The organism is Sulfuritalea sp., from assembly GCF_017302275.1.
GTDB lineage: Bacteria > Pseudomonadota > Gammaproteobacteria > Burkholderiales > Rhodocyclaceae > Sulfuritalea.
The window spans coordinates 39,787-56,346 of the sequence record NZ_JAFLDR010000013.1; the positions used below are offsets into that span (position 1 = coordinate 39,787).

Sequence of the window (16,560 nt, forward strand, 5' to 3'; positions counted from 1 at the left end):
GCCTCCGGCGGATTCGGGTAGCCTCGCTTACATCCCGCATGTAGGTTGGTTGCACCACGATCTCGGCGAGGAAGTGGTCAACTTGCTTCGCCAAGGGTATTTTGAAGCGGCGGAGCAAGCTTTCTTCTGGCTTTACCTCCGCCCCGGCGATACCTTTATTGATTGCGGCGCGCACATAGGCCTTTACTCGATACTCGCAGCCAAGGTAACGAACGGTGAAACGCGGGTGGTCGCAATAGAACCCAATGCTCGTACGGCAAAGCATCTGATCCGCAACCTGAAGCAAAACAACGTCAGTGATTCCACCACGATTCGGGCCGCGGTTTGGAAGACTTTAGGAAAGATTCGCTTCCTCACAGGGGAGAAAGGCAAAGCTGCTTATGATCACGTCGTTTTTGACGAAAGCGAAGCGGAAGGCAAGTATGTTTCCACTCTCACGCTAGACAAACTCGTTTCGGATGCAGACGGCAATACTGTTGCGCTTGTAAAGATCGATGTTGAGGGGTCCGAGATCGAAGCGCTTATCGGCGGCGAAGACGCAATTGCGGCTGGGCTTCTTCCTGTACTGATGGTTGAATTTACTGAGAGCAACCTTCAGCGTCGTGGATTGAGTACAGAACATCTTTACAGGCAGTTGGTGGGGTTGGGTTACACCTTGTGTGAATTCCGACCAGAAAAACTTCAGGTTGTCCCATTTAATCCCGACGGCCCGATCTGGTACAAGAACCTCTTTGCATGCGCAGACGTGGATTATGTAAATAGTCGCCTTGCGGCATCCGGCAAACTGAATCAACAAATCGCAACCGATGTTCTTCAAAGGGCAGCGGCATGCACGCGATTCAAGGAACTGGAGAACCTGGAATATTTCAAACAGCTAGCTGAGCAGGTTCCTGACTTACGTCATCGAGTAGAGCGTCTGGCCGAATCGAATGGGGACTTACAGCGCTGGGCTGAGGGGGCGGACGCGGCTGTAGTGAAGGAGCGCGCTTTGTCACAGGAACTCCGCGCGTGGGCCGAACGGATCGAAGGCTTACTGACGAATGAAAGGAAGGACGCAGAAGAGCTACGCAAGTGGGCGCAACAAACAGCCGCCGAATTGGACAGCGAACACCGTATCTCGAAACAGCAAGCCGATAAGGTGCGTCAGATCCAGAGCGCCTTGACGGCTCAAGAAGAGGCATCCCGACAGTTGCGCGTACAGGCGGACCGCACTGATGCCCAACTAGTGGCGGAGCGCGAGAACTCGAAGAACCTGCAGGGTCAGTTAAGGCAGGTCCAAAGCGCCCTGACGGCTCACGAAGAGGCATCACGACAGTTGCGCGTACAGGCGGACCGCACTGATGCCCAGCTAGTGGCGGAGCGCGAGAACTCGAAGAACCTGCAGGGCCAGTTAAGCCAGGTCCAAAGCGCCCTGACGGCTCAAGAAGAGGCTTCACGACAGTTGCGCGTGCAGGCGGAGCGCTCGGATGCCCGACTAGTGGCGGAGCGCGAGAACTCGAAGAACCTGCAGGGTCAGTTAAGCCAGGGCCAAAGCGCCCTGACGGCTCAAGAAGAGGCTTCACGACAGTTGCGCGCACAGGCGGAGCGCTCGGATGCCCGACTGGTGGCTGAGATTAGACATTCTGCCAAGTTGCAAGATTGGGCAAAGCGGTCGGACGAAATGCTATTCGCGGAAAGGGAAACGTCCCGGCAATTGCGCGAGTGGGCGGAAAGCGCTGATAGCTTGTTGGCGAAAGAGCGTCTTGACAATGCTCAATTGAAAAGTATCGTGAATAGTCGCAGGGCGTTACTGAAACGGCTGATTCTGTGGAAGCCGTTTCTCCCCGGATGGTGTCGATCAAAGGTCGAATTGAGTAGAAAGTTAAGATATTGGCCCGTAATGCAATTGGCCAGTTTCAAATCACTGTCGATGGGCATTCTACAAAGATTGCATGACGGCAAATTGCGTTCTCCAGCGCTATCTCGCAAACCTATTGTCCAATCTTCGGAAGTTCAATCTCAGACACAGTATCTGAACAAATCTGCAGACACCCAGAAGAATGAATCGAATCGCGACTTGCCACAATGTATATCCGAACTCGAGCATGCTTTTAGAACAGACCCCTCTAATATGTCAATTGTATTGAAGTTGGGTATGGTTTATGAAAGCATTGGGAGCCGCCAGCGCGCGCTGCAACTCCTGCAACGCGTAGCGAGATCCGGCTATAAAGAAAGAACGTTAGCCGAACAATGTGTTGCAGCCATGAGAGATCCAAAGGAATGATTTTTCCCGAATCGTTAGAAATGAGGGAGTTTCATGTTGTGACGACGTTCGCCTTGCATGAAGGTGTCGATCACATACCGGTTCTTAAGGCGCTTAAGCGGCATCTTGAGAATCCGGCAATTGCACGGATACATCTATTTACGGAAACAACGATTGCTTCGTTGGTAGAAACCATTCCCGAACTTAAGAACCCGAAAGTACATGCCTACTTTTTTGATCAAAGGCCATCTTTTCAGGACCTTCTGGCTCACTGCAACTGGCTTTCAACTGCCGCCGACGTTTCTGTTGCTGTAGTCAATGCAGATGTCAGTTTTACGAGCGAACACGATGTTCTTGGCTGCAATCGCGTTCTAGATGCCGCTAGATCAATGGGTCATCTAGCGATACTCGCTCTAACTCGACAAGACAATGTCGGCGGAGTGTTGGGCCCGCAGCTCCGCGAGCAATCCGGTTTGCCAAATTACCTTTCAGCGGACGCGTGGGTGTTCCGTCCACCAATTCGATTGCCCGATGTCGGTTTCTTTTCGATGGGGCAAATGGATTGCGATTCCATGCTCGCCTACGAGTTGATTTCATCTGGCCACGTAATTTTGAATCCGTGCCTGGACATCGCCCTCGAGCATCACGAAGATAATTTTAAGGAGCACGGCCATTACGTCGAAAGGAGATTGACAAAAGCCGACCAAGACAGGTTCCAGTGGCACTTTATCAGCCGCTGCATATTGCCCTACCATAGTTTTGGTGTGCCATGGAATCGTACTCAATGGATTGAGTCCGGATATATGCCATTACCCCGCGATACCCAGCGGGCGGCACTTTACCTTGCGATTGCAGGACCTCTTGATCAATGCCAGAACGAAGAGGTGTTTCATGTGGTTGAGACAATTGCCAAGATCAATGACCGTGATCTCGTTGTCTTGGTGGAAGATCTTGAGGTAATTTCTTCTGGATTTGTTGGGCACGTCGGTGCGATATCTCGAACAGTCTATTTCTCACCCGTCGAGAACACTGACTCGGTCATAAAAAGGCTTGTATTTGGAGAGCAGACTTACCATCATGCGGTGGCATTGATTCGGCGGCTTGATCTGTTGACTCCCCAACTTATTACTGAATTTCATGGGTTGGTATTGGACCTCCGCGGCGTAGACAAAGATTCCGGTGTCTGCGCGCCAAGGGGGCAACCAGACCTCCGCACCTATTCTGAAGCCCGTTTAGGTAGGCCTTTCATAGGCAACTCTGTCAGCTTCCCGGACCAGGCGGGCGGCGACCAACTCTGTACGCTAATTACGTCGATTTTCAAGACCGACAATTTCATTGAAGGTTTTCGGCTGAACATCACTGGCCTGGACGGTTACCAGCATTGCGTTCATGCATTTCTAATATCAACATTAAGTGAGCTTGAGCAACGCACCATTTGGGAATGGAGCAAAGGCTATAGCAATCTGATTGTCGGATGGTTCAAAACGGACCCCGGCCTCTATGAATGCTGGAACACAGGCATTCGGATAGCCCCGACCGAATATGTCTCCAATGCGAATGTTGATGATCTTCGGCACCCACAGCAGCTATCTACATTGGTAAGCGTACTTAAATCGAGGACTGACGCAGATGTTGCTGCCTCGGCACTTGTGCCTTTTTATGTGTATGGGTCACAACTCGCTGATATTGACTGCTCTGCGCCGTGGTACCAAGACGAAGCCGGAGATTTCGGCATGAAACAATTGGCTCGCCTTGAACGTGAAATCGATGGGCAATGGAAACTGGTACCACACAACCTGCCACACTGCATGCCGGTATGGCGAAAGTCGCTTCATGACCGTTTCGGCTACTTTGAAGAATCGCGATTCGGTACGTTCGCAGATTGGGCTTTCTGGTTGAAGGTGACGCGAGATGGAGTAAAAGGGTACTTGGATTCCCGTCCCCTGTCCTTTTACTTTGTGAATCCCACATCTCATAACAGGCGGGGGAAAAGTATTGAAGCGATGCATGCGCGGGTCGAACACGAGTTTCTCGAAGCCTTCTTTTTCCGCGAGCAAACAAAGCACAGCTTTCGGAAAAAGCTGAAATTGACCGGACTGACTCAGAGTTTCGGTGAACATAGAAACTCATTCAACAAGCTCATCGAAAGCCTCCTTCCGCTACATCGTGGCGAGGGCGGCGTGACTTTCATCCCGTTTCTAGAGCGCCAATTTGTATGGGGGAACGACGACGGCGAAGCAAGTTCCACAAATCCTCGGCCGCTGCAAAGCGATTGGATCGGAATCCTTCACGTGCCCTTCGATGCCCCCGAGTGGTTCGAGCGAAATGTCAGCCCGGAAGTTATTTTTTCGACGGAACTTTGGCGCGCTTCATTACCGTCTTGTCGTGGAATTATTTGTCTCTGCGAAGATCTGTGTCGCGACCTTGCTAATTGGTATCCCGATATCCCAAGCTGCGTTGTTAAGTTCCCGACTGAGTTGGAAGTCAAGGAATTCGACTTCTCCGCATACAAAGAAAGGCCGAGAATCGTTCAGTCCGGAGATTGGCTTCGCAACTTGCAGGCGATCTTCGAGATTTCGGCTCCTGGCCACGAGAAGGTTATGCTGATGAAGGAGCACACAGCGGAATTTCTTCGGCGTGAAATCGAGGTATCGGGCGACCGGAAAAACGATTCTGTTCGAATTTTCAATATGGTCGATGCGACGGAGTACGACAGCTTGCTGAGTAGCTCTGTTGTGCTGTGCTGGCTCTACGCAACAGCAGCCAACAATATTGTTACCGAGTGCATCGCTCGACGGACTCCCCTGCTCATCAATCCGCTTCCGGCCGTGGTTGAATACCTTGGTAGAGAGTATCCGCTCTACATGCAAAGTCTCACAGAGGCATCCCATCTGATTGGCGATCCGGGTCGAGTTAGAGCGGCACATGACTACCTGCAGCAGAATAGCCAAATTAGAGAATGCCTGAGCTACGATAGTTTCTTCCGTAATATTGCCGCTTCCGATTTGTATCAAAATCTCTAGATTGAGCTTTCGCGGATCTCTTGAGGCTAATCCGGATCAACCATGAAGGTCGTTTTCCCCCATGTTCCGAAGTGCGCCGGTTCATCGATCCAGAAGCAACTCGAAGCTCGCGGCGACGTTTATCTTGACTATTTCAATCATCCGACCTGGAACAATGAAGCCGACACAGCGGCTGGGCAAATCGAGCAGGAAAAGATCAGACGACGCCTCGTGGCAGTCCCCGCGTGGATCGTCTTCGGGCACTTCGCCGCGTGCGCCTACGACGACCTGCTCTACGATCGGAAGGTCATCCTGCTGAGGGACCCGCTCGAGCGCGCGGTTTCGCAGTTTCATTTCGTGCAGCAGTTGCTTCCCGACAACGAAGTTACAAGAAGGCGGCACAAGGAGGTCGCAGCGATCAAGGACGGGCGCATGGCGATAGAAGAGTTCGCGCAACTGCCGCACATTCGATTTTTTTATAGCGACTACTACCTCAAGAACCTCGCCGTCGACGAGCGGCTGATGATCCTTTCCGTCGAGAACCTGGAGGTCTCGTTCGAAGCGATCTCAACACATTGCGGCTTGAGGCTGGACCGGTCCATTTGGGTGAACGAGAGCCGGCACAATCGCGACTTCGGCCACCTGAGCTGTTATTTCTCGCGCGACACTGATCTCTACAAGGAACTCCTACGGGTGGCCGGTGAGCGCTGGCTCCGGCAGCCCGACCCAACACACGCGAGCTAAAGGGCGCTCAGGGGCGGGACTGACGTGGATCAGTTACTGCAATGAGAAGGAAATATGAACTCAGGGCAATCGACGTGACTCGTAATACTTTTGATCTTGTGGCTCCCATTGCTCCCAAGAAAACTTTGTATCAATCCACGGGTTCAATGATTCCATTGAAGAAATGAGATCTTTACGCACAAAAATCAGGTCGACGATTGCGAGTTTATTGCGGTAATAAGTTAGGTCGACGATGTCAAATACCTGAAAGCCCATTTCTGCAAGAAGGCCAGCCCTTTCGATGATCGCATTAAGTGGCGCCTCAACAATAACGACTGAGGTAAGTCTTAATGTTTGCTCCGCGCCTCTGATGATCGGCAACTCATGACCGTCAACGTCAATCTTTAAAATATACGGCGGACGGGTGTGAATCTGTGTCATCAATGTATCTAAGTTTGGCTCGCCGTATTGAGGAGCAACTAACGAGTTTTGGTTGAGTCTGTTTGGTCGCTTTTTCTAACTCGACAAATGAGTGCGTTATTTCACCTGTTTCATTTAGTGAAATATTGGTTAAATATGCTTCGCCATCTTCATCCGAGAGAGCGGCCTGAACGATCTGATGATCAATCTCGGAATATTTGTGCCGAATGCTATTGAAGTAAATATCCACGGGCTCGAACAATACGTGTGGCTTGTTTGGGAAAACGTCGATTAGTGGATCAGTGCCGCCATAATGCACACCGACATCCAAAATGGTATTGATCTGGATGCCGCTGCCTTCAATTATTGAGAACCGTATAAATAACTGTCAACGCCATGATGGATAGAAACGTTAATCTGCTTGTGTTCGTTTCGAGGTGCGACGATGAAGCACAAGCGGGATTTCAAGGCGTTGGAGAAACGTCGGCTCAAGGGGGCAAAGCTCTTGGCGCGCGGCATGTCGAAGTCGGAGGTCGCCCGGGAACTGGGTGTTGCGCGACAAACGGTAGCGACGTGGGAACAGCGACTGGCCGAGGGCGGCAAGGAATCGCTCAAGCGAGGCGATTTGGGCCGGCCACGCCAACTCGACGCGGGGCAGGAGCGAGAACTGGGGAAGGTACTCATGGCGGGCGCATTGGCAGCCGGGTATCCGACCGAGCTATGGACGCTGCCACGGATCGGCAAAGTCATCACCCGGCAGTTTGGCGTGGAATACAGCACCGGCCATTTGTGGCACCTACTGCGCCGACTGGGTTTCTCTTGCCAGAAGCCCGAGAAGCGCGCCATCCAGCGCAACGAGCCGGAGATTGTTCGGTGGAAGCGGCACGGTTGGCCTGCGCTCAAAAAAAAGCCCAGCGAGAAGACCGCACCATCGTCTTCATCGACGAATCCGGATTGAGCGAACGGCCCAGCGTCGCCCGCACCTGGAGCCTGCGCGGACAGACGCCAGTTCTTCAGCACAGTTTCACCTGGAAGCAACTTTCGGCCATTGCCGGGCTGTCCTTCTCGCAGTTCTACTTTCGATTCTTTCCCGGCGCGATCCGCTCCGAACAGATCATCGAATTTCTCGGTGCGCTTAAGCGTCAGATCAAAAAGCCGCTGCTGATCATCTGGGATGGCGCAGCGATTCATCGCAGCCGCAAGGTCAGCGCCTGGCTGGAAGAACTGAACGGACATATTGCGGTGGCGCGCCTGCCAGCCTACGCCCCCGAACTCAATCCGGTTGAAGCGATCTGGGCCTATCTCAAGAAGCATGAGATTGCCAATCTGTGCCTCGACACCATCGGCGAAGTCGGTCAGTTCGCCCGTAATCGGCTCAAATCCATGCAGCGCAGACCAACGCTGATTACCGCGTTCTGGCAACAAGCAGAGCTTGCGTTCTGATGTCCTCTACTTATACGAGTCTCAATAGAAGTAGCGAGCTATTCATGGTAGGGCGCCTTTGCATACCACAATCCTCGTTCAAGGCTGAACTGCCTGATTCAAATCGCCAAATCTGATGTGTAACCACCAGGCGCCCCCATAAGCCCATGCTCTCTAACAGGCTCACTGAGTATGCGCTCGGCCCATCCGCTCAGAGCTAACGTGCCGTAATCACTTGCATTTCCATAAACATGTCCAACCTTGAATCCTGCCGCAGTCATCCACCCTTTTAACGCTGTTCGGTTGGGCATGAACCAGTTGTCTCCCTTTACGAAGGTGCCTGGGTAAGCGAGGCACAAGGGAACACCAGCGGCATCCATACGATCCGAGGTGCGTCGGAATTCTTCGCACTCTATTGCTGATATTTCTTTGCCCTCGAGAGTCTCGAAGCGATGACTGACACCCGATCCCATGACCAACACACGCCCCCCCGGTTTGAGCACTTGTGCAATGCGTTCAAACGCCAAGATCGGATACTTCAGGTGATAGAAAACGCCGAGAAACAACACGACATCAAACTCTTGTTCAAAATGCTTCGGCAATTCGTACACGCTGCACCTGACATACGGGACATTAAGCCCGGTGATCTTCCCAGTGATCTCAAATCCAGTATGAGTTGGATCTTGAATATCTGTCGCAACGACATCGCAACCGAGGCTCTTCAACTTGTAAGCCATTGGCCCATCCCAGGTGCCAATTTCAAGAATGCGCTTGCCAGCCAGCCCGCCCGAGTTCTCCTGAACAAATCGCAGCGAGCTTTCGATATCGTATCGGCCGCCGCGAGGCAATGAGCCCGGGGCAACGATCCCAGGAAGTAGCTCCACGGAGTGATACCAAGAAACGGTACGGATGAGAGACTGAATCTCATCCTTGCTTAACGATGACGATTGAACGAGTGACATTGTCCTGCTCCCAAAGGTTTTGTTCCAAATCGACAATATTGTCGCAATCATCGAATCGTGTTGCCGTCGGTTCGAACGAAATCGTAGAGTTCGTAATCTCGCCAATGCTTCCTTCGAAAATCTCTCCGCAGATCTGGGCAACTTTTCGCAGACAAACTCGAGTTTAAAAATGGCAACTCTCCAAACCTAACTCCAAACGTTGGCTCAATTTCCTTGACGAATTCACTCAGATTGGAAGCTAGCCCAATGTGCAAAAATTTGCGAGTGTATTCGTCTATTCGCTCTGACTCCTCGATTGGGGGAAGCGAGCCAAGTAGTGGCCCTTCATCTTGTTCAAGCCACCAATGCAAAAACCCGTCGATATCCAGTGTCTTAGCCCACTCAAAACCCATGGACAATCCGTAGTAATAGGCAGATACGCAAATGTCGAATGGATCTCTCACAACCGCAATGAACTGATTGACATCGGGACAAATCTTCTCAACGCCTTGCCCCAAACGTCGAATAAAATGCCCGTGAATTATTGTTCTCGGACTGTTCCAGTCGCTCGGTAAGCTATACCCGACATCAGGATAGTAGCTGATGACTTTATATCCATATTGCGTAGCACTAAAAAGGGCGTTGTGGAAACTGCTGCCAGCAGATTTAGGAACATGAAGAGAAACTACTGGCAGAAGATCGTTGTACTTAGCCGAATTGGTTTTGAGAGGCATTTGAACTTCCGCACGAATTCTTGATGACTTTCACCATGAAGATCCAAAGCATTTCCAGTCAAATTGAATTATGCCCTTAATCTCTTATATAAAGCCTCCGGGAGATCAAGCGATCTTTGCATGGTAATTCGCACGATAGGATCGCAGTCTTGCCCTTTGGTTCATGGGTAAGCCTGCTGGCCCCGATGGAATTCGCTTTCCATGTTTTAAATCTCAAAGGCGACGAACGGCGTGAGGACAGCACTTATTACTGGCATCAGTGGACAGGATGGTTCCTTGCTTGCCGAGTTTTTGCTTGATAGGGGCTACAGGGTCTTCGGCTTTGCGCGGCGTGAAAGCTGGTATCGGCCAAACAGTGCAAGCCATCTGGAGGGGCGGATCGAGGTGCTGCTCGGCGATATGTCCGAGGGCGTGGATATTGCGTCAGCGATTCAGGATGCCCAGCCTGCCGAGATCTATAACCTGGCCTCCCAAGCTCGCCCGGGAGAATCCTGGGCGCGAGCCCCGGAGACCTTGCTGGTTAACGGTCTGGGGGCGCAGCGGCTATTCGAGGCGGTGCGCCATCAATGCCCGGCCTGCCGGGTGTATCACGCCTCGTCGTCCGAAATGTTCGGCCGGGCAGAGATATCACCGCAGAATGAACAAACACCGTTCAATCCGGTAAACCCTTATGCGGCAACCAAAGTCTATGCGCATCAAATGGCAAGGATTTACCGCGAAGGCTATGGTTTGTACATTGCCAACGGGGTTTTGTTCAATCATGAGAGCGCGAGAAGGCCTTTGCACTTTTTGACTCAGAAAGTCGCTTACGGTGCTGCTTGCGCGGCATTGGGCATTGGGGATTCGCCCGCACTCAATGAACTGGGCAGGCCGATAGTGCAGCATGGCAAATTGGCGCTTGGCAACCTCGAGATCGCCCGGGATTGGGGCTACGCCGGCGATTTTGTGCGGGCGATGTGGTTGATCCTGCAACAGGAGTGCCCGGATGATTATGTGATCGGCACCGGCAAACTGCATACACTGAAGCAGTTGTGCGAAACCGCTTACGGTGCCGTTGGTAAAGACTGGCGGGATTTCGTGGTGAGCGACCCTGCGCTCGTGCGTCCCCTGGAAACGGGCCAATCCTTGGCGGATCCTTCAAAGGCCCGCCTGCAACTGGGTTGGGAACCAACGGTCAGCTTTGACGAGATGATCGGTAACATGGTCAGGGCGCAACTGGAGCACTTGAGTGCCGTGATCACTGCTAATGCTGGCGGCAATTAAGATCAAAAATTTATCTCTCAGAATGGATGGGCAATGAAAACAGCTTTGATAACAGGCGTCACAGGTCAGGATGGTGCTTACCTGGCCGAGTTTCTGCTCAAGAAGGACTACATCGTTCACGGCATCAAGAGGCGTGCGTCATTGTTCAACACGGATCGCATCGATCACCTGTACCAGGATCCGCATGTCTCCCAGCGCAACTTCATCCTTCATTACGGCGACATGACTGATTCGTCGAGCCTGGTTCGCATCATTCAGCAAGTGCAGCCCGACGAAATCTACAACCTTGCCGCCCAGTCGCACGTCGCGGTCAGCTTCGAGGAGCCGGAATACACGGCGAACTCGGATGCTCTCGGCGCTTTGCGCATCCTCGAAGCGATCCGCATCCTCGGCCTCGAGAAAAAGGCCCGGTTCTACCAAGCGTCCACCAGCGAACTCTACGGTCTGGTGCAGGAAACCCCGCAGAAGGAGACCACGCCGTTCTACCCGCGCAGCCCCTACGCGGTAGCCAAACTCTATGCCTACTGGATCACGGTAAATTATCGTGAGGCCTATGGCATCTACGCCTGCAACGGCATCCTGTTCAACCACGAATCCCCCGTGCGCGGTGAGACCTTCGTCACGCGCAAGATCACCCGTGCCCTGGCGCGCATCAAGCTCGGGCTGCAAGATTGCCTTTTCCTCGGCAACATGGATTCATTGCGCGACTGGGGGCATGCCAGGGATTACGTGGAGATGCAGTGGCTGATGTTGCAGCAGGAAAAGCCAGAAGACTTCGTCATCGCTACCGGCGTGCAATACAGTGTGCGAGACTTCGTCAATGCTGCCGCCGCGGAACTCGGCATTCGGATTACCTGGCAAGGGCAGGGTGTTGACGAAACCGGTACCGACCACAATGGCAAGATTATCGTCAAGGTCGATCCCCGCTACTTCCGCCCGACCGAAGTCGAAACCCTGCTGGGCGACCCGACAAAAGCGAAGGAAAAGCTGGGCTGGACGCCGCAGACAAGTTTCGCCGAACTGGTCGCCGAGATGGTTCGGGAAGACCTGAAGAGCGCCGAGCGCGACGAGCTGGTCAAGAAGCATGGCTACGCAGCCTTTGATTACCACGAGTAAGGCCGTGATGGATCAAGACGCCAAGATCTACATCGCGGGCCACCGTGGCCTGGTTGGTTCCGCTTTGGTGCGTAATCTTCGCGCGCGTGGCTATGACAATATCTTGACCCGCAGCCATGCCGAGCTCGACCTCACTAACAAGGAAGCCACCGAGGACCTTTTTGCCCGGGAAAAGCCCGACTACGTTTTTTTAGCGGCGGCAAGGGTCGGCGGAATATATGCCAACAATGCCTACCCGGCTGAGTTCATCCTTTCGAATCTTGCCATCCAGACCAACATCATCAACGCCGCCTATGAGAACCGGGTCGCGCGCCTGATATTCCTTGGTTCCAGCTGCATCTACCCCAAGCTTGCGCCACAACCGCTCAAGGAAGAGTCCCTACTCACCGGCCCGCTGGAACCTACCAACCGGGCCTACGCGCTGGCGAAGATCGCAGGCATTGAAATGTGCTGGAGCTACAACCGGCAATTCGGCACCAGGTTCCTGGCTGCCATGCCCACCAACCTCTATGGCCCTGGCGATAACTACAGCCTGATGGACTCCCACGTCATACCGGCGATGATCCGCAAGTTTCACGAAGCCAAATTGGCCAAGGCGCCCGCCGTTGTTGTATGGGGCACGGGAACCCCGCGACGCGAGTTCATGTACAACGAAGATATGGCCGACGCCTGCATCCATCTCATGAACCTGCCGGATGAAATCTTTAATACCTTGCTGGGCAGCGACGAAGCCAGGACGGGAATCTTCATGCCACCGGTAGTCAATATTGGGGTGGGCGAGGACCTGACCATCAGAGAGTTGGCGGGAACGGTGAAAGATATCGTCGGTTACCAAGGCAGCATTAAATTCGATACTACCAAACCCGATGGCACCCCCCGCAAGCTGATGGATGTGTCACGGCTGCAGTCACTTGGATGGAAAGCGAAGACGGGGTTACGGGAAGGGCTAGCGATGGCTTATCGGGATTTTGTTGATAACCACTGACTTCTGCTGCGCGTTGATCCCGTGATCTTCAGCCTTGCGGTTCCCGTTTTTCATCACGCCAATTTTCTGCCCTTCGCGTTGGAGAGCATTCGGGCTCAGCGTGCCGATATTCGGGTTGCCGTGATGGATGCAACGCCCGACGAGAGCGTGCAGAAGGTATTGGAGCACTACGCCGATTTGCTGAGCTATCGGCGGCATGGCCCCGATTCCGGCCAGACGGCGGCAATCCAGGAGGGATGGGACCACACGGACGGCGACATCGTTGCCTGGCTTTGCGCCGACGACTATTACTTTCCGAACGCTCTTGACTCGGTCGAGGAGGTTTTCATCCGCCATCCGGAGGTGGACGTGGTCTATGGCGACGCAGTGTTTGTGGACGATAGCGACCAATTCATCGGCTATTTTCCGATTGGCCAATTTGGCACGTCATCGATAGAAAGGGAAGATTTCATCTGCCAGCCATCGTGTTTCGTGCGGCGCACGGCGCTGGCGAGGATCGGGCGCTTGAATCCGGATTTGCACTACATCATGGATTGGGACTTGTGGACGCGGCTTTATCGTGCCGGCGCGAAGTTTCATTACCTTGATAAGCCATTGTCCGTGGTGAGAATGTATCGGGGTACGAAAACGGCCAGCAGGTCATGGGCACGATTCAAGGAAATCGGCCGGCATGTCGCGCGAAATTCCTCCCCGATAGCGGCCCTCAGATCATTGTCGGGGTTTTACTACCAGGACCTGAAAACCCTGGACGTCACCGGAATCGAGCGTGTTCTGCTGCGGATGATGGAGTTTTATAGCCGGCAAAAAAAGCGATTCAAGGGGCCCGGCCCGGGTGGCGATAAAAATGCCTACGGTCTTTCCCGGCACGGGAATGAAGTGGCTGGTGAAGCTGACGTTTTGCTGCCTTGGTATAAACCTTCGCCTCCTGTCGGGCTATGGGTACGAAGCGACCTGGATGTCGAGCCCGATGTCCATTTGAACGGCACGAGACTTTCATGCAAGTCCGGTACGGGCTTCTGCTACGACATACCGGCGTTCAGTCTTTCGACACCCTTGCTGAGTTTGAAATTGTCCTGTGCCGCCCGGAAGTCGTGGGCGCTGTATGGGGTGGAGTTCTTTTAGGCGAGGGGTTGATCGCCGTCCCGCCAGCGCCGACTTCTTCATTCGCCGACTTGTTCGTGCGCAAGCTTGAGGCTTCTCCCATCAAGGGAGCGGGAGATCACGCCGATTCGGATCGCCGCTTCAGCGAGGAGGCCCAGACCAATCTATGTGGGCGTCGTGTTGCCCAGCATCACATCGCCCAGGCCCAGCGACGCAAGCCACTCCTGCATGGCCGTAACCACGGCGGCAAGATGGCCGCCCGGTCGGAGTCGGAGTTCGCAGCGCTGAATGGCTTCGAGAAGATGGTGGCGAGCTATGGCGGCGTGTTTTCGGGCGCTTGCGGCAGCCAGCAACGCATGCGTCCGGGCACAAGCTGAGAAAGAGGCCGCGGAGTAAGCAGGCAACTGCAACGAATCCTGCGGAAAGGAGGGGAACCCGGACACTCGAAGCATCCCGCTCCGATATCGACGGAGGGGTACTGCCCACGATCCGCCCGATCGCATGAATGTCGGCGCTGGCAACACGGCGTGCGTCGCGCACTCGATGCTTTGCCGCCCCCATGGCCAGCAGTTCTCCCCTTTATCCATGGATTTGCCGCGCCCTAGCCTCGATAAACTTGCCGACGTCGACAACTCGCCGATTGGGAACAGGAGAAACGCGACCTTGAGCAGAATGCTGTTTGCCCTGGTGGCGCTGGCCGCCGGATTGATTGCCATTCCTCCGGCGGCGGACGCCGCGACCTGCAAGGGCAGCAAGCGCGCCGACAGCGCCGGCCGTTGCAAGGCCGCGCCCGCGAAGAAGACAGACGCGAAAGCCAAGGCGAAAGCGAAAAGGGGCAAGGCGGCCAAGGCCGCATCGGCAGCGCCGGACAAGGGTGCCTTGTACGTCTTCGTCGAATCCGGGGGATGCAGAATCCTGGCCACGGAATCGGCAGTCCAGAGGATGCAGGAGATCGCCGTAGGCGGGTCGGTCACCTGGGATGGCAAGTGCACCGACGGCCTGATTTCCGGAACCGGCGTATTGCGGCAGGAGGGGGTGTTCATCGAAGGCGGGCGCAGCAAGCACTTTACCCATTACTACTCGGGCAGGGCCAACAACGGCGTCAGGCTGGGCCAATGGACTCGCGAGACGCTGGATCGCTTCGACGACGGCGTCAGCTCGTGGACCAGCCTGGCCCGAATGGAGTTCGTCGATGGCGTACCCAAAGGCCCGCCGAAACCGATTCCGGTGCGCGGTGCCGACCAGCACACGACCATTTTCAAGACCCGCGTTCTCGATCCCGAATCGAAGCGGGCCCATGCGGCCATGGAGATTTCGCCGGCATCGACCGGCGTGGATGCGGTGAATCTCAAGGCGGCAAGCGCCGTTGCAAGTGTCGCCCCTGCCGTGGCGCCAGCGCCGACTCCTGCGCTTCCCGTCGTGGTGGCGGCACCCCAACCAGCTGTGCCCCCACCGGTCCCGACTGCGGCGACATCCGCCACACCGGAGCGGCCAAAACCCCAAGTGCCGACCGTCGCCACCTCCCCACCACCGTCGCCGATAGCCGTGACACCGAGGGCAGGCACCGTCTTGCCTGCATTGCCGGCAACGACCCCTTCGGTGGCGCCTCCGCCACCGGTTTCCTCCGGTCCGGCAAAGCCGCCCACGGCCGATGCGCCGCCGCGGGTGGCCGTCACGCTCCCGGCGGCGACCCCCGCCGTTGCGCCAGCGCCGACTCCCGCGCCCGCCGTGGCGAAAGTGCCTTTGCCGCCAACTCCGGTAGCGCCGGCAGCAACGTCGCCGGTACCGCCCCAGCCTTTGGCAATGGCGATTGCCGCCGCCCCCGCCTCACCGCCGCCCGCCCCCAAAACGGAACCCGCCAAGGCACCCTCGACCAAGCCCGCACTGCCGGCAATCGTCCCTGCGCCGACTCCAACTCCACCGCCTGCAGATCGTTCCGGCACCCCAGTTCGCGGCGAGCCTGTCGAACCGCCTTCGCGGAAGATTCCCGCCGTTGCGCCGCCACCGACTCTTGCGCCAACAGGCTTGGCAAAGGTGGCTCAGCCACCCGCCGCGACCCCGCCCGCGCTTACCGCCCCGGTGGCCGCTCTTCCAACAGAGGCGTCCAAGCCGGTTGCAGTCAAATTGGCCACGACGATGCCCGACGGCATGGAAAAGCAGGCCTTCGGTTTCGGCACCGGATGCTACATGGATACGCTCGATGGCCAGTTGTGGGAGAACGCCGTGCTGACGGTCAAGGATCGCAAGTCGCTGCGGATCGACGGCTGGGCGGTCGACGACGAGGAAAGGGTCCTGGCGGAGGCCACCTACGTTCGACTGGAAGGCGCCAACGGCCGTCGCTACCACGCGGCCACGTCAGTGCAGGAACGCCCCGACGTGGCGCGACATTTCGGCATCCCCGCCTTCGTCAAGGCCGGATACCGCGCGGTGGTTTCCGCCGAAAGCCTGCCTCCCGGCGAATACGAGGTCACCGTCGTGATGAACTCGAAAGGTCGCAACGTGCTGTGCGGCAACGGGCGACGCCTGAAGTTGTAGCGACTACCGACGGCGGCAAGCCATTCCCGGCTCACGACGATCCGTTTGATAAACGATGATGGGTGAATTATGATCG

The 16,560-nt window shown here is 55.2% G+C and carries 14 protein-coding genes; 11 read left to right on the forward strand and 3 right to left on the reverse strand.

Annotation, left to right across the window (positions count from 1 at the left end; genetic code table 11):
- The first annotated feature begins 49 nt into the window (after nt 1-49).
- The 3 genes from J0M27_RS09160 to J0M27_RS09170 are packed head-to-tail and all read left to right on the forward strand — an operon-like array spanning nt 50 to nt 5,988.
- On the forward strand, nt 50-2,263 hold the full coding sequence (locus tag J0M27_RS09160; RefSeq protein ID WP_294990265.1) for an FkbM family methyltransferase: 2,214 nt from the start codon (nt 50-52) through the stop codon (nt 2,261-2,263).
- A complete protein-coding gene (locus tag J0M27_RS09165; RefSeq protein WP_294990268.1) occupies nt 2,260-5,265 on the forward strand; it encodes a hypothetical protein in 3,006 nt (1,001 codons plus the stop codon). Before J0M27_RS09160 ends, J0M27_RS09165 begins: the two co-directional genes overlap by 4 nt.
- A gap of 42 nt (nt 5,266-5,307) precedes the next feature.
- Nucleotides 5,308-5,988, forward strand: a complete 681-nt coding sequence (locus J0M27_RS09170) for a hypothetical protein (protein ID WP_294990270.1) — start codon at nt 5,308-5,310, stop codon at nt 5,986-5,988.
- A 60-nt stretch (nt 5,989-6,048) separates the two neighbouring features.
- Here the strand turns inward: J0M27_RS09170 and J0M27_RS09175 are convergent, their stop codons facing one another.
- Nucleotides 6,049-6,408: an FkbM family methyltransferase gene (locus tag J0M27_RS09175; RefSeq protein WP_294990273.1), complete on the reverse strand. Its 360-nt coding sequence runs from the start codon at nt 6,406-6,408 to the stop codon at nt 6,049-6,051.
- A gap of 424 nt (nt 6,409-6,832) precedes the next feature.
- On the opposite strand from J0M27_RS09175, the gene J0M27_RS09180 reads away from it, so the two are divergent.
- The gene (locus J0M27_RS09180) at nt 6,833-7,345 is read left to right on the forward strand and encodes a winged helix-turn-helix domain-containing protein (RefSeq protein WP_294990276.1); all 513 of its coding nucleotides are present in this window, start codon (nt 6,833-6,835) and stop codon (nt 7,343-7,345) included.
- On the forward strand, nt 7,261-7,830 hold the full coding sequence (locus tag J0M27_RS09185; protein WP_294990279.1) for an IS630 family transposase: 570 nt from the start codon (nt 7,261-7,263) through the stop codon (nt 7,828-7,830). The genes J0M27_RS09180 and J0M27_RS09185 overlap by 85 nt, the downstream gene beginning before the upstream one ends.
- A gap of 98 nt (nt 7,831-7,928) precedes the next feature.
- Here the strand turns inward: J0M27_RS09185 and J0M27_RS09190 are convergent, their stop codons facing one another.
- Together J0M27_RS09190 and J0M27_RS09195 are read right to left on the reverse strand one after the other, a co-directional pair.
- Nucleotides 7,929-8,771 carry a class I SAM-dependent methyltransferase gene (locus J0M27_RS09190; protein ID WP_294990282.1) on the reverse strand — a complete coding sequence of 281 codons (843 nt, stop codon included), beginning with the start codon at nt 8,769-8,771 and terminating at the stop codon, nt 7,929-7,931.
- A gap of 47 nt (nt 8,772-8,818) precedes the next feature.
- A complete protein-coding gene (locus J0M27_RS09195; RefSeq protein ID WP_294990285.1) occupies nt 8,819-9,484 on the reverse strand; it encodes a hypothetical protein in 666 nt (221 codons plus the stop codon).
- A gap of 231 nt (nt 9,485-9,715) precedes the next feature.
- Here J0M27_RS09195 and J0M27_RS09200 point away from each other — a divergent pair, with 231 nt between their 5' ends.
- The 6 genes from J0M27_RS09200 (at nt 9,716) to J0M27_RS09225 (ending at nt 16,484) form a co-directional block, all read left to right on the forward strand.
- A complete protein-coding gene (locus J0M27_RS09200) occupies nt 9,716-10,747 on the forward strand; it encodes a GDP-mannose 4,6-dehydratase (RefSeq protein WP_294990287.1) in 1,032 nt (343 codons plus the stop codon).
- A gap of 33 nt (nt 10,748-10,780) precedes the next feature.
- On the forward strand, nt 10,781-11,863 hold the full coding sequence (gene gmd, locus J0M27_RS09205; protein ID WP_294990289.1) for a GDP-mannose 4,6-dehydratase: 1,083 nt from the start codon (nt 10,781-10,783) through the stop codon (nt 11,861-11,863).
- A gap of 7 nt (nt 11,864-11,870) precedes the next feature.
- Nucleotides 11,871-12,848, forward strand: coding sequence for a GDP-L-fucose synthase (locus tag J0M27_RS09210; protein WP_294990292.1), 978 nt, complete (start codon nt 11,871-11,873; stop codon nt 12,846-12,848).
- Between the two features lie 21 nt (nt 12,849-12,869).
- Nucleotides 12,870-13,970: a glycosyltransferase gene (locus J0M27_RS09215; RefSeq protein WP_294990295.1), complete on the forward strand. Its 1,101-nt coding sequence runs from the start codon at nt 12,870-12,872 to the stop codon at nt 13,968-13,970.
- A gap of 8 nt (nt 13,971-13,978) precedes the next feature.
- Entirely contained in the window at nt 13,979-14,326 is a 348-nt protein-coding gene (locus J0M27_RS09220; RefSeq protein ID WP_294990298.1) for a hypothetical protein, read from the forward strand.
- A 286-nt stretch (nt 14,327-14,612) separates the two neighbouring features.
- Nucleotides 14,613-16,484, forward strand: coding sequence for a hypothetical protein (locus J0M27_RS09225; RefSeq protein WP_294990301.1), 1,872 nt, complete (start codon nt 14,613-14,615; stop codon nt 16,482-16,484).
- Nucleotides 16,485-16,560: the final 76 nt, after the last annotated feature.

What these genes read in the sequence shown, in the direction of transcription:
- J0M27_RS09165 (WP_294990268.1), top strand. Translation starts at nt 2,260, where the DNA reads ATGATTTTTCCCGAATCGTTAGAAATGAGGGAGTTTCATGTTGTGACG.
- J0M27_RS09170 (WP_294990270.1), top strand. Translation starts at nt 5,308, where the DNA reads ATGAAGGTCGTTTTCCCCCATGTTCCGAAGTGCGCCGGTTCATCGATC.
- J0M27_RS09175 (WP_294990273.1), bottom strand. Translation starts at nt 6,408, where the DNA reads ATGACACAGATTCACACCCGTCCGCCGTATATTTTAAAGATTGACGTT.
- J0M27_RS09180 (WP_294990276.1), top strand. Translation starts at nt 6,833, where the DNA reads ATGAAGCACAAGCGGGATTTCAAGGCGTTGGAGAAACGTCGGCTCAAG.
- J0M27_RS09190 (WP_294990282.1), bottom strand. Translation starts at nt 8,771, where the DNA reads ATGTCACTCGTTCAATCGTCATCGTTAAGCAAGGATGAGATTCAGTCT.
- J0M27_RS09195 (WP_294990285.1), bottom strand. Translation starts at nt 9,484, where the DNA reads ATGCCTCTCAAAACCAATTCGGCTAAGTACAACGATCTTCTGCCAGTA.
- gmd (WP_294990289.1), top strand. Translation starts at nt 10,781, where the DNA reads ATGAAAACAGCTTTGATAACAGGCGTCACAGGTCAGGATGGTGCTTAC.
- J0M27_RS09210 (WP_294990292.1), top strand. Translation starts at nt 11,871, where the DNA reads ATGGATCAAGACGCCAAGATCTACATCGCGGGCCACCGTGGCCTGGTT.